This window comes from Fodinisporobacter ferrooxydans, assembly GCF_022818495.1.
Taxonomy (GTDB): domain Bacteria; phylum Bacillota; class Bacilli; order Tumebacillales; family MYW30-H2; genus Fodinisporobacter; species Fodinisporobacter ferrooxydans.
The window spans coordinates 1,919,583-1,934,207 of the sequence record NZ_CP089291.1 but is presented as its reverse complement, the minus strand read 5'-3'; the positions used below and the strand labels follow the sequence as shown (position 1 = coordinate 1,934,207).

General features: G+C 41.9%; 15 protein-coding genes. 2 read left to right on the top strand and 13 right to left on the bottom strand.

The genetic code is table 11. The features are described 5' to 3' along the window. Positions 1-106 precede the first annotated feature (106 nt). Positions 107-1,303: an MFS transporter gene (locus tag LSG31_RS09320; protein WP_347439009.1), complete on the top strand. Its 1,197-nt coding sequence runs from the start codon at positions 107-109 to the stop codon at positions 1,301-1,303. Positions 1,304-1,605: 302 nt separating this feature from the next. On the opposite strand, the gene tnpC is transcribed toward LSG31_RS09320, so the two are convergent. The 13 genes from tnpC to LSG31_RS09255 form a co-directional block, all read right to left on the bottom strand. Continuing rightward, positions 1,606-3,195 (bottom strand): IS66 family transposase, encoded by a 1,590-nt coding sequence (gene tnpC / locus LSG31_RS09315; protein WP_430734241.1) that lies wholly within the window; start codon positions 3,193-3,195, stop codon positions 1,606-1,608. Between the two features lie 122 nt (positions 3,196-3,317). After that, entirely contained in the window at positions 3,318-3,680 is a 363-nt protein-coding gene (gene tnpB / locus LSG31_RS23325) for an IS66 family insertion sequence element accessory protein TnpB (RefSeq protein WP_430734240.1), read from the bottom strand. Continuing rightward, positions 3,674-3,970, bottom strand: a complete 297-nt coding sequence (gene tnpA / locus LSG31_RS09305; protein WP_347438180.1) for an IS66 family insertion sequence element accessory protein TnpA — start codon at positions 3,968-3,970, stop codon at positions 3,674-3,676. Before tnpA ends, tnpB begins: the two co-directional genes overlap by 7 nt. A gap of 84 nt (positions 3,971-4,054) precedes the next feature. Further along, complete coding sequence (locus tag LSG31_RS09300) at positions 4,055-4,867, bottom strand: S1C family serine protease (RefSeq protein ID WP_347439008.1); 813 nt, start codon at positions 4,865-4,867, stop codon at positions 4,055-4,057. Between the two features lie 845 nt (positions 4,868-5,712). Further along, entirely contained in the window at positions 5,713-6,009 is a 297-nt protein-coding gene (locus LSG31_RS09295) for a hypothetical protein (protein ID WP_347439007.1), read from the bottom strand. Positions 6,010-6,144: 135 nt separating this feature from the next. Beyond that, on the bottom strand, positions 6,145-6,336 hold the full coding sequence (locus LSG31_RS09290) for an SHOCT domain-containing protein (RefSeq protein ID WP_347439006.1): 192 nt from the start codon (positions 6,334-6,336) through the stop codon (positions 6,145-6,147). A gap of 143 nt (positions 6,337-6,479) precedes the next feature. Beyond that, a complete protein-coding gene (locus tag LSG31_RS09285; RefSeq protein WP_347439005.1) occupies positions 6,480-6,686 on the bottom strand; it encodes a hypothetical protein in 207 nt (68 codons plus the stop codon). After that, positions 6,686-8,104 (bottom strand): sensor histidine kinase, encoded by a 1,419-nt coding sequence (locus LSG31_RS09280; protein ID WP_347439004.1) that lies wholly within the window; start codon positions 8,102-8,104, stop codon positions 6,686-6,688. Before LSG31_RS09280 ends, LSG31_RS09285 begins: the two co-directional genes overlap by 1 nt. Next, positions 8,101-8,814 (bottom strand): response regulator transcription factor, encoded by a 714-nt coding sequence (locus tag LSG31_RS09275; RefSeq protein ID WP_347439003.1) that lies wholly within the window; start codon positions 8,812-8,814, stop codon positions 8,101-8,103. The genes LSG31_RS09280 and LSG31_RS09275 overlap by 4 nt, the downstream gene beginning before the upstream one ends. Before the next feature lie 149 nt (positions 8,815-8,963). Beyond that, positions 8,964-9,644, bottom strand: coding sequence for a PspA/IM30 family protein (locus tag LSG31_RS09270; protein ID WP_347439002.1), 681 nt, complete (start codon positions 9,642-9,644; stop codon positions 8,964-8,966). A gap of 19 nt (positions 9,645-9,663) precedes the next feature. Beyond that, positions 9,664-10,713, bottom strand: coding sequence for a hypothetical protein (locus tag LSG31_RS09265; protein WP_347439001.1), 1,050 nt, complete (start codon positions 10,711-10,713; stop codon positions 9,664-9,666). A 664-nt stretch (positions 10,714-11,377) separates the two neighbouring features. Next, complete coding sequence (locus LSG31_RS09260; protein WP_347439000.1) at positions 11,378-11,596, bottom strand: hypothetical protein; 219 nt, start codon at positions 11,594-11,596, stop codon at positions 11,378-11,380. Between the two features lie 395 nt (positions 11,597-11,991). Then, entirely contained in the window at positions 11,992-12,930 is a 939-nt protein-coding gene (locus LSG31_RS09255; protein WP_347438999.1) for a peptidylprolyl isomerase, read from the bottom strand. 155 nt (positions 12,931-13,085) lie between these two features. Between LSG31_RS09255 and LSG31_RS09250 the strand changes: the two genes are divergently transcribed. Then, complete coding sequence (locus LSG31_RS09250) at positions 13,086-14,276, top strand: IS701 family transposase (RefSeq protein WP_347435415.1); 1,191 nt, start codon at positions 13,086-13,088, stop codon at positions 14,274-14,276. Positions 14,277-14,625: the final 349 nt, after the last annotated feature.

Below are 14,625 nucleotides of genomic sequence, written 5' to 3'. Positions count from 1 at the left end.
CAAAAAGCAACCATTGATGATATGAAATCAGCAATTGAAAAAGCCGGATACCACGTTCAGGATGTGATACCCGATTATCGGCCTGAATGATAAGGAGGAATATGTGGTGCCTAATGTTCGTTCGCAAAGTGATCCAAGAATCCGCCTTCTTTGGGTTCTCTCGGCAGCGACCTTCCTGATCTTCTTTCAGGCTTTCATGGTCGCTCCACTCATCCCACATCTTGCGAGTTTTTTCAATGTTTCGGTTGGAACCATCGGGTTGATCGTTCCAGCTTACTTACTCCCATATGGAGCGACAACACTCGTTTACGGTCCACTTTCCGATCGTTTGGGGCGACGTACTATTATTCTCGCATCGTTTGCCGGATTCATTTTATTTACCGGGTTCACGGCACTCGCCGATTCTGCAGCTGCTTTATTCTGGCTGCGTCTGATTACGGGACTTGTTGCCAGTGGTGTAGTGCCGATTGCGTTGGCTCTTGTCGGCGACCACTTTGACTACAAAGAACGTGGGCGTGCGCTCGGGTGGCTGTTCGGAGCAATGGCTGGCGGGATGGCGTTTGGTTCAACACTGGGAGCCGTTCTTGAACCTTTCCTTACATGGCAAGGGCTCTTTCTCGGTGTCGCTGTATTGTCGATCCTGGTTTTCATCACATTGATACCGTTCCAAACAATGTTGGATCAACGTGTGACGGTCAACGTTCCATCCACCCTTCGTCAGGTAGGAATGGGGCTGCTTATGTTACTGAAATCCAAACGTGGTGCTCGAACTTATACGTACGTTTTGTTTAACGGCATATTTCATTCGGGGGTCTTTACATGGCTCGGGTACTATTTTGCTAAGCGGTATGGTTTAGGTGATGTGGGCGTCGGACTTGCACTACTCGGTTATGGAATTCCCGGTTTTCTTTTCGGACCAGTCATTGGCCGCTTGGCCGATCGTATGGGAAGAAGTCATTTCATTCCAATCGGCTTCGTGATCGCAGGACTTTCAACCGCTGTTCTTTCCCTGCATCTTCCGGTGATTGTAGCCGCATTACTTGTCACGACCCTTTCCCTCGGCTATGATATGACCCAGCCGCTGCTGGCGGGTATCGTGACAGATTTGACTTCCAAGCGTGGTCTTGCTATGGGGTTGAATGTTTTCTGTTTATTTTTAGGATTTGGTGTTGGCAGCTTGGTTTTCAGTGGTGCACTTCTCTTAGGATTTCGCATGGCGTTACTTATATTTGGATTCTTTGCAATTCTGGCATCCGTTTTGGCAATTCAATTGTTTCGCTTAGAGAAGCAACCGAATGGGTGAGCATAAACCGTTTGAATTGTAGAAGTTAAAATCTGAAGTTTGGGTACTTACAACAATAGACCAACGTCCATTCTGGGTGTACCAAAAAAAGGCTTGACTACTTAACTAGCTTAACGACTCCCAACACCTAAGGCTGAGTAGTTTACATGTCTATATTTCAAGAGATCCTGAATAACTGGTACTGCTTCATTGATTGGTATAGCGAATCCCATTCCTTCGTAAGCGCTCAATAAAAAGGCGCATTGAAAAATAAAAACCGATACAGTAGTTGTACCGGTGATTCGCTTATTATATGGAATGTGTTAGTTGCGGCAGTAGTTTGGCAGATTTTGCGACCAAGGCATCAAATCTTCTAGAAGCGATGGATTGCTCTTGAAGTCTAACCCTGGCATTTTACTGAAGATATGTACGAGATACATATAAACATTGAGTTGATTCGCTTTTGCCGTTTCTACAATGCTATAGACAACTGCACTTGCTTGTGCTCCTTTTTTCGTATCAGCAAATAACCATCCCTTTCTTCCGATGACAAAGGGCCGGATGGCATTCTCGGCTCGATTATTGGACAATTCAATGCGCCCATCTTCCAGAAACGTATTCAGCGACGTTTTTTGGTTAATAGAATAGGTAATAGCCTCTGCCAGTTTGGAACCTTTAAGAGGGTTTACGGTTTCGAGCCATGACCAATACGCCTCAAGAACGGGTTTGGAGCGTTCCTGACGCTGTTGTTTCCGTTTTTCCGGAGAGAGCTGTGCCAAATCCCTCTCGATGGCAAACAATCGGTTGCAGTATTCAAATCCTACCGCGGCAGCGGAGCCTTCCACTGTTCCACCCTTGGGCATGGCCTCCTGATATTTCCTGCGCAAGTGGCTCCAGCACCCACATCGGGTTACCTCTGGAACCTTGTCATATCCACTGTAGCCATCGGTTTGTAAAAACCCATGAAAGCCTTCCAGAAACCGTCTCGCATGCTCGCCGGATCGTGTAGGTTGGTATTCAAACAGCACCACTGTCGCATCTCCGGTATTCCCCGAGCAGTAGACCCACATTCTCGAATCAGAGGATGGTTTCTTCCCTTCCTCTTTGAGTACCTGGATCACAGTTTCATCTGCGTGAATCACCCCCTGATTCAGGAGATAAGACTTCATGGTCTCCCATAAAGGCACCAGCCAGTCCGTTGCAGCTCGAATGACCCAGTTGGCTAAAGTGGCTCGGGAAAGGATGATCCCCTGATTGGCCCAGTCTTTTTCCTGTCGGTATAGCGGCATGCCATTCACATATTTCTGATACATGACATGAGCCACCGTAGATGCTGAAGCAAGACTCCGTTTTATGACAGGGGCGGGGGTGGGTGCCTTTACGATGGTCGCTTCGCCCGTTTCTTTCTCGCAGCTTTCGCAGACATAGCTTTGTCGGACATAGCGAAGCCGCCTTACCTGGGCCGGGATGATCTCTAACTCTTCCCGGACCGTTTCTTTGCCAAGCACCCGCATGTTTCCGCTGCATTCCTCACAGACCCGTTTTTCTTCTTCCAACTCACAAAGGATCTCCACCACGGGAAGATTTGCAGCGATTTCTTCCTTTGTCCGCTTGGCTTTTCGAGTATGCCCGGAAACAGAGACGTTATCGGGCTCGGGAGTATGACGATTGGACTCGGCCTCCGCTTCGTTGAACAGAGAAAGCTGCTGACTATCCTCACCTAACACATACTTACTTTTTTCGCTGGATTGACCATACAGAGTTTTTTGAAAGTTGGACAGCATATTCATCAGTTGGTCGATACGGATCCTTTGGTCTTCGACCGTTTTCGTCTGTTCTTGTAATTGGGTTTCGAGTTTTAAAATATATTCAGTTATCTCGGGAGAAAGACTCTCCAAATCGATCGTTTTCATAGCTCAATTTTACCATAAAAATGCCCGGAAATCGAGTAATATCAAGGGATGGATGCATTTGAACATTGATAGTCAGTTTCCGAAAACAAATGATTGTCGGCAATGTCGAGGGGGTATTTTTCTTAGCAGAAGTCCCTGGCTTTGACTTCTCCGAAACCTTTGGGAGGGTCAATGGACATGCCTTCCATGAGCAGGCGAAGCTGCCGGATCGTTATAGTTCTTACATCAGCCGGCTCTTTGGGCCACTGGAATCGAGCACCCGCGCCGTCAAGTCTCTTATAATAGAGGACAAAGCCGTTGCGATCCCAACTCAGGCCTTTCAGCCGATTTCGGCTTTTGTTACAGAACAGGAAAAGGTAGTTTCCGAATGGATCCATTTCGAATTTCTGTTTCACGATAATGGACAAGCCGTCTACTGAGAGCCTTAGATCTGTAGCTCCGCAGGCCAAGTAGATCCCGTCATAGTTTGTGATGTCTTTCAGCATACTTCATCCACGACCCGAAGTAAGTCAGCAAGCAGTATGGGATTGAACCCAGATACCACGCAAATCGTCCATTTCCCACAGGTCAGCCGGATTTCGTCCGGGATGTGCTCATCTTTTTTCATTGTTACATTAGCCCATTGTTGCGGTGCATGATGCTCTTCTCGATTTACTTTCGTTGCCCATACAACATATTGGCGATATTCAATGCCCTTTGCTTCGCACCATGCTTTTGCGGTCATCCCGCTAGCTCTGCATTCAGCCACTATCGCCTGTTTTTCGCTAATGTCCATTTCTTTATACCTCCATTTCTTGCTCTTATGGAGGTATTTTCTCATGATTAAAGTATGCTGACCATGCACCGGTTTATTGAGCGCTTACATTCCTTCAACGCCTGTAGTTGCAATTTTTGCACGATTGATGCCGATCACTTGCCCAACGATGTTACTCAGTGCCCCTCCGCTGTTACCGGGATTGATCGCAGCATCTGTCTGCAAAACTGCTTGTGTACGTAATGTTTGTCCAGAATTTCTGTCCGGAATTGATAACGTTCTCTTCGTAGCACTTATGACCCCAACGGTCACCGTTTGGCTGAAATTACGTCCAAGAGGATTTCCAATTGCTATCACTGGCTCCCCTACTTGTAATACATCTGAGTTGCCAAATGTTGCGACACCTGTTACATAGGATGAAGGAATTTGCAAAACTGCAAGATCACTGTATGCATCGGTTCCTATTACTTTGGCCTTAGTTTTTTTTCCATCGGGTAAAAGTACTTCTATGTTAGCAGCACCTTGTACTACGTGATCATTGGTAATAATAAATCCTTGCTTATCGAAAATAATTCCGGAACCCTCACCTTTCTCCTGTGTTTTTGAATCTTGATTCAAGAAATCAGATGCTTTTTCATAATTCACGACCCCAACGACAGCTTTTTTCACTTTATTGACCGCGTCAACTATACCTCCACTCTCCTTAACGGTTTGGTTGCTGAGCAGAGTTGTAGGGATCAAGTCATTGGATTTGATGACGGGGTGTGGCAAGTGAATCCAATTCTCCTTGATCAGAATCGGAAGTGTGATAAATGTCGTTGCCGACCCAACTAACACTGATATCACGATAGCAACAATCCATTTTAGCCGTTCTGAATGTTGGGATTCCCCTTTAACTCCTTGACTTTGTAAATTCATGCGCCACCTCTTTCATTACACGGAAAATTTTTTGAATTTCTGTTATCCAATGTTCACTCGACTGTTCTCTTTTTTCAAGATCTGCTTGGTAATTATCCCTTCGTGGATAGAAAGACCCTTTTAATGATAACCATATTTAAAATAAGTAAACTTATAATTGCACTCCATTGAAGAATATCCATAGTTTTATCATCTCCATTTTGAATTCAATTAGCATACGAACTTGCTATCTCTCTATGAACTCTATGAATAATTCTTGTAACGCTTGAGCAAAGAGATTACCATTAAGAGCACTCAGTAATTCGTTTCCAACATTCATTCAATAATCAGATTTCATTTTTAGCACTCATTAATCTTGATTGTTTCGAGTGTACATAAAAAATGTGTTGAAAGATTGAGGAACTTATGAAGAACTTATGAAATTTTCCATTTTTATAATAAAAGTTGGCATCCAGAAAACTGAATACCAACTTTTAGTTACAATGCAAATCCATTTTTAAAAGTTTTGAATTTCCTATTCAAATTCACCGTCAGTTCAGCTAATGAGCAAAGTTTGTTTTAGCAGTCATGTTTACTTCGAATGATTTTGAATGCGGCTATCACGAAGTATGTTAACAAATCCGAAATTACACTTGGTTTCTTTATTGGATGATTAATTCCGATTTAATCTTTTCATATTCCTCAAATGTAATTTCCCCTCGTGCCAGTCGTAACTTTAAAAAATCCAACGAGCTTACATTTTTCTCTATATCCTTGTCATTCTGCGAATTTTTTCTACCAGAAGAAGGTCCACAGAAACCCATGATTCATACCTTCCGTTAGCTTTTAATTTCAGGATCTTCCTTTTACTTAGTAGATTTCCCATATGAATTCATAAATTTACTGCAACTGTTAATCATATTTTGCCCTTCCGGGGAATTCATCGCATTCATCATTTTGCTCATATTGGCATTCCCCATCATACCATTGGAATTTCCGTTGTTCATCATTCCAGACATATCATTGCTACTCATCGTGGCACTAGTTCCTGTACTGTTGTCACTTGTGGGATTGCTGTTTGAAGTAGCCGCATAGGCCATTTGCCCAGCAACTAATGTAGTAGCTAAAGCAAACGATATTCCTAATAGTTTCTTTTTATTCATTGTACAACCTCCATCCATGTATCGATTGTGTAACTGAAATTAGTATAGCCAACAGTTTTGTTTAATCTTTGATGAATGTGTGAAGAATCGATGAAGTTAAAAATTTTTGTTGCATATCGAGCTTTTATCAAAAAATCAATTTTGTGTTGTTAAAAAATCGCGTCTCTCTTTAAACTCCTCTTCACTAATCTCTCCTCTTGCATATCGCTCCTTTAAAATCAGGATTGCTGTATCCTCTTTCCGTTCCGAAGAACGCAAAAACAGTGAAAGAACACCAAAAATTGCAAAACCAATGATCACAATCCAAACAATTGATTGCACAAACATCCCCCAAGCCATCATTGGGAACATACAGTATTCATTCCTTTCTTTATCAAATACAACTGTGAATCTTTATCAATAAAACAACCACATAAATTCGGTAACCAATTTTCATTGAAGTCATCCCAAAGGCTATTTTCACAATATTTCTATTGTTTTTGATTTTTCGTTTTGATAATGATATATACGACCATTGCGATCACTAGAGGGATACCCGTCCAAAGACAAATTTGCAATAACATGCTTACAAACGGTTGAATGGAACTCAAACCTACTGTCGCGGTTGCTGACATCGTAAGACACAATAAACCGATGACAATCAACGACAGAGCGATCAACCATTCGGTAAATTTCATTATTTTCTTCCTTCTTCCTTGACAGGATCCATTGGAAAACGAACCTCAAATCGAGTACCTGTTCCTGATTGGCTATGTACTTGAATCTGTCCGCCATGAAGTTCCACCAATTGTTTTACAATGGCAAGTCCCAATCCCGTGCCGCCATACTGTCGGGATCGCGATTTTTCAACTCTGTAAAACCGTTCAAAAATATGTTTCAATTCCTCTTGCGGAATGCCAATGCCCGTATCTTCCATCGAAACCAGGACGTGCCTGTCAGCCACTCGCTGCAAATCGATAACGATCTTGCCTTTGTTCGTATAACGAATCGCATTCGTCAGCAAATTCATAAAAATTTGTTCCATCCGCAATCCGTCCCCCAAAATCAGCGGCAGTTCATCCCGAATGTTCAACTGTATATCCAATCCTTTTTCCTTTGCCTGTAACGAAGTGTTCCGAACCAGATTCTCCATGATTTCCACCAGGTCTACCCATTCCAGATCTAAATCAAATTTCCCTGCTTCCATCTTGGACAGCTCAAATAAATCATAAATCAATCGGCCCATTCGTTGCGATTCTTTTTGAATGATACCCAGATATTGATCTTTCTCTTCTTCTGAAGCATACAAACCTTCCTTTATTACTTTCGCGTAACCTTCCAAATAGGTGATGGGTGTTCGAAGTTCATGAGAAATATTTGCAAAAAACTCGCTGCGAGTATCCCGATATCGTTGCAATTCGACCGCCAAGTCGTTAATCGCGGCAGCTAATGAACCGATCTCATCCTTCGACATGACATCCAGTCGTATAGAGAAATTTCCTTTCGCAATTTTTCGAGTGGCTTGCTCCATCCGTATCAATGGATTCGATAACTTTTTTGTGAGGACAAATGTAAATCCGACCGCCAGAAAAAACGCACCGAAACCGGAAAGAATCAACAATTGCCGTATTTTCAGAATCGATTGATGAATCAATTCGATCGATGAAACCACAAATACACCACCGTAAAACCTACCCTGATCGATAATGGGCTTGCCGACAATCAGATAGCTTATTTTCGATATCGGATCTTGATAGTGTTTTTGGATCGATGTTCCAACTGACAGAAGTTTCAGTTCCTGATCCGGAATCAATCCTTGCTTGGTTATGGATGGAAGACTTGTGTTCACAATAATTTTCCCTTGCGCGTCCGCAATATATAATTTCGCTCCTGAAAACTCAGCCATCATTTGCATCATGTCAATCATCATCGAATCATGATAATGGGCAATCGATTGAGCCAATTTGGATGACGTTTGATCGATTTCTTGCTGCACATTTTGATAATAAAAATTGGTAAAAATCTGATTGATAACAAACCCAAAAGGCAGCAAAACACCAAGAAAAAACAATAAGATACTACCGCTTAATTTATATACAATCCGGTTTGCGATCATTTTGCGTCTGCGGGCTTTTGAAATTTATAACCGATTCCCCAGACTGTCTGGATCGGAGAATAGGATAATCCCCCATCCCGAAGCTTTAGCCGAACATTTTTCACATGCGTATCCACAGTACGTTCACCTCCAGAATAATCCGCCCCCCAAATCCGTTCCAATATCGCTTCTCGACTGAAAACTCGTTGCGGGTGTTCTGCCAATAATACCAATACATCAAATTCTTTGATGGTAAGTTCAATTGGATGATCGTTTACAGTCACTTGCCTACGTTCTGGATCCATGACTAATTCCTGATGTGCAATCATTTGCGGTATTTGCTGCAAGTTTGCAATTTCCAATGCATTGGATCTCCTTAATAAAGCAAAGACTCGTGCCATCAACTCTTCCGCGTCAAACGGTTTCACCACATAATCATCCGCGCCCGTCATCAATCCATATACTTTATCTTTGGTCTCTGTCCTGGCTGTTACCATCAAAATTGGAATTTGGCTGGTTTCACGAACTTTCGCACATATTTCCCAACCGTTCATATCGGGCATCATGACATCCAAAATCATCAAATCAAAACTGTGTGTTTCCAACAAATCGATTGCCTCATGGCCATTTTTAGCTTCCGTTATATGGAACCCGTTTTTTGTAAGGTAAATCCGGATTAGATTGCGCATGTTCCACTCATCATCGACTGCAAGTATCCGATTTGTATTCATCAAACACCTCTTGATCGATCTTTTATTCGTTTAATTTTCATGAAAGAAATAGTACTAAAACCTTTTACAAACAGTTAACCCGTACCACTGTTCTAGTGAATACGGGTTTTCAATGTGAAATGATGGGGGGCAACCCTTTTGAGACAACCCTATTCTCTCGATTCGCTATGCAATTCCGCACGCAACTTGGTTAATGCATCATCGACTTTCGATTTTTTTTCTTGTTTTTCCAATTCGTCAAATTCATAACGCAAGGACGATTGCAGTGTTACATTCGCGGCTTCTGCTTCCGCCTCTTTCGCTTTTACTTTCTCTTCCATTCGATCGAATTTGCTGAGCGGATCGTCGCCGGACAATCCGGATACCGCGTTTGCAAGAGATTTTTGCGTTTCGGCAAGGCGATTTCTACTGATCAAATCGTCTCTTTTTTCTCTTGCTTCTTCGAGTTTTTCCTCAAGGCTCTGCAGTTGTTCCTTAAGTTGGGCAGATGTCTTTTCTGCCTGTTCCAACTGCGGTTGCAGTTTTTCCAGACGGTCTTGCTCATGCTGCTCTTTTTCAAGCGCTTTGCGAGCCAAGTCTTCTTTTTCTTCCCGTATGGCAAGTTTTGCTTTTTCGTGCCAATCGGAAATCATCGACTCACATGTTCGGATCTCTTTTGCAATCCGAATTCGTTCTGCTTCAAAGCGGCTCACTTCCACTTTGAACTGGCGCAATTGTTCGATTGCATCTTCAATGTACAAATTGAGAGCTTTCTCCGGGTCCTCGGCTTTGCTGATGATTTCATTGATATTCGCACGAACGATGTCTTTTATTCTTCCAAATATCGACATATGGATTCCCCCCAATGATTCAATCTTCACAATACTGTCTTTCCGCATGTTGGAAAGAAGCTTGTGTAATCAAACGCCCTGCTTGCCCGTTTTCTCCGTAATCCCACACAAACATGTGACCGGCAGGAACCGTGTATCCCAGGATCTCCAGCGGCCCGCGCAACACCCGATACACAGGTTGAAATGGACAACAATTCCAGTAGCCTTCTGCCCGTATGTCCCTTCCGTTTTCCAACTCCGAAACAATCGTTTCATATTCACGTTCCATTGCCGTAATCGAATGTTTTTCCCAAAACTCGGCAATGTCTTTTTCAGCCTCTTCCCACTCCCCCGATTGACGAATATCTTGCATGGCACGTCTCGATGTTATCCGCCAAATATCGTTGTTTTGCTGATGTCGGGGCTTTTTTACGGTTTCCCATGCAATACTCGGATCTTCCAGTTGCTGGGCGATTTTAAAATATGTTTCAAGCGCATCCCAGTATCCTTCTTCCGCTTTTTCATGGCTTTCCTCCGATACTTTTTGCCCTTGCATGATCGAGCCAACCATTGCATCCGCAATTTGCCGTTTTATTCGTGCTTCTTCAAATCGCAATAGCATAGGTTTATTGTCATCCGAAGCCCGGAACCGCTCCATCGATGATTGCAGCAGGCGTTCCATTTCATCAGCCGCCCGCCTCATTCCAGCCAAATGGCGCGTGGGGCATCTTCGATCCGACACAATTTGATCAGATAAAGAAATCGGAAGTTTGACTTTGGAACTATGGTCCATGACGTTTTCTTGACGTATCCCAATCAACAAATCCGGAATCAAACCGTAAAATTTTTCGGCTTGCTCGTGTGTAACGCTTGATACCGGTTTATTATCAAATACTTCTTTTAATAGTGCTTCCGATATGATGTTCAGACTTTTGGCCGCAGCCAATAATGCCCGCACTCGCGGCTTTTGGCAATCGGACATCTCTACTTCCACTTCATATACTTGCTCACCAATTCGTTTATAACTGTCCAGATGCTCCTTTGAACAAATTCGTTCACCAGTCAACATCGAGCGAATGTGGTCGAACATCAGCATATTTCCTTTCCGAATACGTTCACGACATAATAATCCAAAAGGAACTTACGTTACGTATGTTTCCTTATTCCATTGGAATTCTGCCTGGAGATGATCAGATACTGCATACAAATTCTCAACCAAAAATTCAGAAGTTTGAAAATACTCGTTTATTCAAATTCTTCATATTCGAATACTCATTTGATTACGCTATATGGCAATCAAACCATGTTGCCTGGGTGGTATGCTTGAGTATAAATAAAAATTGTGATGAAAGAATGAGGAACTTATGAAGAAATTATGAAGTGTGTAAAACAATTATTTTACATTTAGCTGTATTTGATATTTGCATAATACAGGCAACACAAGATTTTTCAGAATCTGTTTAAATTAATCCCGGATGGATTGTCGGACTTGTTACAAAGATATTATTCCGGATACCCTGACGGTTCGTTTGGACTCGCCACTACAGAGAATCGGTTGAAAATCCCGTGCGGTGCCAGCTTTGTAACGAAGAATCTCCTTCTAGAAATGTCACTCAGTTGTATGTTTGAGGAAACCATTTCGATCAAGGAATATCTTGGACATGAGGTTTTCTTCATACTTTCTTCAAAATTGACGTGTATAGTTAAGGTGCTAAACATTAGAAAAATTGAGGTGATCGTAAATGTCAGGTTTATTACGAGATTTGTTTGGCCATGGTCATGGAGAGCATGGTGGTGGACACGGTCATGGTCATGGAGAGCACGGTGGTGAACATGGTCATGGTCACGGAGAACACGGTGGTGAACACGGTCATGGTCACGGAGAACACGGTGGTGAACACGGTCATGGTCACGGAGAGCACGGTGGTGAACACGGTCATGGTCACGGAGAGCATGGTGGTGAACACAGTCATGGTCATCACCGGTAATAATATTGATTTATTTGAATTTCGTGGATAGGAGTTCTTTGAAGGGGGTAAAGACAACATTTTAACGTTGTCTTTACCCCTTCTTATGCATCCGTTTTTATTTTGAACATGGATTATCGGTATCCATCCATATTCGTTACTTGTAAGTCCATCTTTTACGATCAACCCTTAGCCAAAGATAGTAACTTTAAAGTACTTTCCTAAATACTTGGTTGCCGTGTCACTCTCTAACGGCGAACAAGAATGAAAAAACCAAACAGCGACAAACAGATGGTGAGCTGTTGCAAAAAATAATGGAGTAAAGTTTGGCCGACAAAATCAAGGGATCAATAAGGATTCTTAATAAGATCTACCTGAATCCTCACTGGTTCAGATAGATCTTATTGACCGTTGCTAATCGTTGGTTGTGCATTCTGAATTTGCGTTAGTACAACCGAGTACTTAGGATCGTTAATGTTTACATTGAAAATTTTGGCTAAATTCGCAATGACTTGTACAGGTGGAACCGCTTTTTGTTGTTTCAACGTATCGATAATTTTCTTTTTTACCTCATCCAACGTAGGCGTTTTGGGTTGTGTATGTGCCGTTACCTTGATGATATGCCAACCGTATTGCGTTTTTACCGGATCACTAATTTGGTCCGGTTTTAAGCTGAATGCAACTTTTTCAAATTCGGGGACCATTTGGCCTTTGGTAAACGTACCCAAGTCTCCTCCTTTGTCTTTTGATCCGGGATCGATGGAAACCTCTTTTGCAACTTTCGCAAAATCTTCGCCATTTTTCAGACGTTGTTCCACTTTCTTTGCTTCATCTTCTGTCTTTACCAGAATATGCGAAGCGGTTACAGATTCCGGTGTGGCGAATTGATCTTTATTTTTGTCATAATAGTCTTTAATTTCTGCATTCGTTATTTTTACATCTTTTTCCCCAATTTTTTGCACCAAAACCTGGGTTTCCAGCAGGTTATGCAGATCTTTCTGCGTCATGTGCTGCTGGGCTAAAAGCGCATTTAATTGGGCATCGCTTGTGATGCCTTGGGATTGTTTCAATTGGGATAGTGCGTTGTCCAAGTCTCTTTGGGAAGATGTGATATTATATTTTTTAGCTCCATCCCGGATCAATTGATCAGAAACCAATTGTAACAACGTCGGAGATCCTCCTGTATTTTCTAGTTGTTTCAAAAAGACGGAACGGGTAATGGGGGTGTTGTCCACCGTTGCGAGAACGTTCCCGCGATTGGCCGTGAAATACCAAGAACCCCCTACAATCAGAGCTCCTACGGCAGCTCCTAGAGCGAGATTTGTCGGACTTAGTTTCATTAAATATCTCCTTAATCTTTGTACATTTTACTTACCAGCTATAAATGAGCAAATTCGCTTCCATTTCTTTACCAATTAAAAACAATAGAGACATTTGTCCTCTCCTGTGGTATAGATTAAGTTACCACACAAAACCATACCTGGAGGATTCACAAATGTCTCATAATACTACCATACCAAACCACGAAGCAATAATCAATTTCTTAAAAAGCCGTAGGCTATCCTTATATGTTTCAAAGCCTGCCTTGCGGCATATTCAAGAATTTTTTATTGCAGCTACCGCTAAAGGGTATCGTGGTAAAGTGGTAGATATAGCGGAATGGAGTTCATGTCATCGAACATCCATTGGACACTTTCTCTCGGATGGTGTTTGGGACGAATCGTATATCCAAAGACTTGTAAAACAAGAATCGCTTTCATTTGTTTTGTCTCATGCCAAACAAACAGAACAGCCTATTTTTGTGATTCATGATGATACGGTTAGTGAGAAGACAAAGCCTTCGTCACAGGCAAAACACCCAATCGAACAAACAGACTACCATCATTCCCACTTAAAAGGAAAAACCGTTTGGGGTCATCAAGTTCAGGCTACGATTGTTCAATGTGGAGAACATTCTCTCATTCATGATATTCACCGTTATGATAAATCGAGCCAAAGCAAAATTGATGACGCTTGTGATTTGGCCAAAACCATGCCGATTCCACCTTATTCTGGATATGCATTGGTCGATTCATGGTATACATGCCCAAAACTTATGAATACTTATGCAGAGCGAGGATACCATCTGATTGGTGCACTCAAAACAAACCGTATTCTCTATCCCAAAGGGATTCGAGTTTCACTTAGTACCTTCGCATCGTATGTGACCAAACAGGACGTTTGCCTCGTGACCGTAAACGGATCAACCTATTGGGTGTATCGATATGAAGGAGCTTTAAATGGCATTGAGAATGCGGTGGTACTCCTTTGCTGGCCATTGGATGCGTTTCAAAATTCGAAAGTATTACATGCTTTTCTGTGTACAGATGTATCCTTAGAGACACAAACCATCCTTGATTATTATAGTCGCCGTTGGCCGATCGAGATTTTCTTTCGGCAAACTAAACAAAATCTAGGTTTTGATGGATATCAAGTTCGTTCCATTCGTGCAATAGAACGACTTTGGATACTACTTTCGCTGACACATTTATATTGCACCATCGGTTTAGGTCAGCCTTCAAAATTTGGAGATGGACTTATAATGGTACGAAAGCAAGTAAAAGTGGACTACGTCCAATGGATTTATGAATCTGCAAAGAATCAAGTACCTATTGAAGCTGTTTTGCAACAATTAAAGCTGGCCTAGAGGCAGTCTATACTTTTTTGTTGTATAAATTTGTAAGTATTTTTGCTCATTTATAGTTACCATTATACCCATCATATGTGGAAGCCAGATGAAAAAACAAATACAATTATTTGTAATTTCTACTTCTTGTTGTACTATTACGTATGAATGCTAATATATTATATGCATTTGCACAAGTAGAAAAATTATCGAAATGTTGAATTTTTTTACGCAAGACTTCTGCTTTATTTCGATTCATATTGAAAGTGTAGAAATACTTCTTGCAAAAATGTTTATAATATAGCAATGGTAATCGTAAAGTAAACGATAAAGCAAACAAAAATGGATTAAAATTGTAATCAAAATATAA

What these genes read in the sequence shown, in the direction of transcription:
- tnpC (WP_430734241.1), bottom strand. Translation starts at nt 3,195, where the DNA reads ATGAAAACGATCGATTTGGAGAGTCTTTCTCCCGAGATAACTGAATAT.
- tnpB (WP_430734240.1), bottom strand. Translation starts at nt 3,680, where the DNA reads ATGCTGAAAGACATCACAAACTATGACGGGATCTACTTGGCCTGCGGA.
- tnpA (WP_347438180.1), bottom strand. Translation starts at nt 3,970, where the DNA reads ATGGACATTAGCGAAAAACAGGCGATAGTGGCTGAATGCAGAGCTAGC.
- LSG31_RS09300 (WP_347439008.1), bottom strand. Translation starts at nt 4,867, where the DNA reads ATGAATTTACAAAGTCAAGGAGTTAAAGGGGAATCCCAACATTCAGAA.
- LSG31_RS09295 (WP_347439007.1), bottom strand. Translation starts at nt 6,009, where the DNA reads ATGAATAAAAAGAAACTATTAGGAATATCGTTTGCTTTAGCTACTACA.
- LSG31_RS09290 (WP_347439006.1), bottom strand. Translation starts at nt 6,336, where the DNA reads ATGTTTGTGCAATCAATTGTTTGGATTGTGATCATTGGTTTTGCAATT.
- LSG31_RS09285 (WP_347439005.1), bottom strand. Translation starts at nt 6,686, where the DNA reads ATGAAATTTACCGAATGGTTGATCGCTCTGTCGTTGATTGTCATCGGT.
- LSG31_RS09280 (WP_347439004.1), bottom strand. Translation starts at nt 8,104, where the DNA reads ATGATCGCAAACCGGATTGTATATAAATTAAGCGGTAGTATCTTATTG.
- LSG31_RS09275 (WP_347439003.1), bottom strand. Translation starts at nt 8,814, where the DNA reads ATGAATACAAATCGGATACTTGCAGTCGATGATGAGTGGAACATGCGC.
- LSG31_RS09270 (WP_347439002.1), bottom strand. Translation starts at nt 9,644, where the DNA reads ATGTCGATATTTGGAAGAATAAAAGACATCGTTCGTGCGAATATCAAT.
- LSG31_RS09265 (WP_347439001.1), bottom strand. Translation starts at nt 10,713, where the DNA reads ATGTTCGACCACATTCGCTCGATGTTGACTGGTGAACGAATTTGTTCA.
- LSG31_RS09260 (WP_347439000.1), bottom strand. Translation starts at nt 11,596, where the DNA reads ATGACTGTGTTCACCACCATGCTCTCCGTGACCATGACCGTGTTCACC.
- LSG31_RS09255 (WP_347438999.1), bottom strand. Translation starts at nt 12,930, where the DNA reads ATGAAACTAAGTCCGACAAATCTCGCTCTAGGAGCTGCCGTAGGAGCT.
- LSG31_RS09250 (WP_347435415.1), top strand. Translation starts at nt 13,086, where the DNA reads ATGTCTCATAATACTACCATACCAAACCACGAAGCAATAATCAATTTC.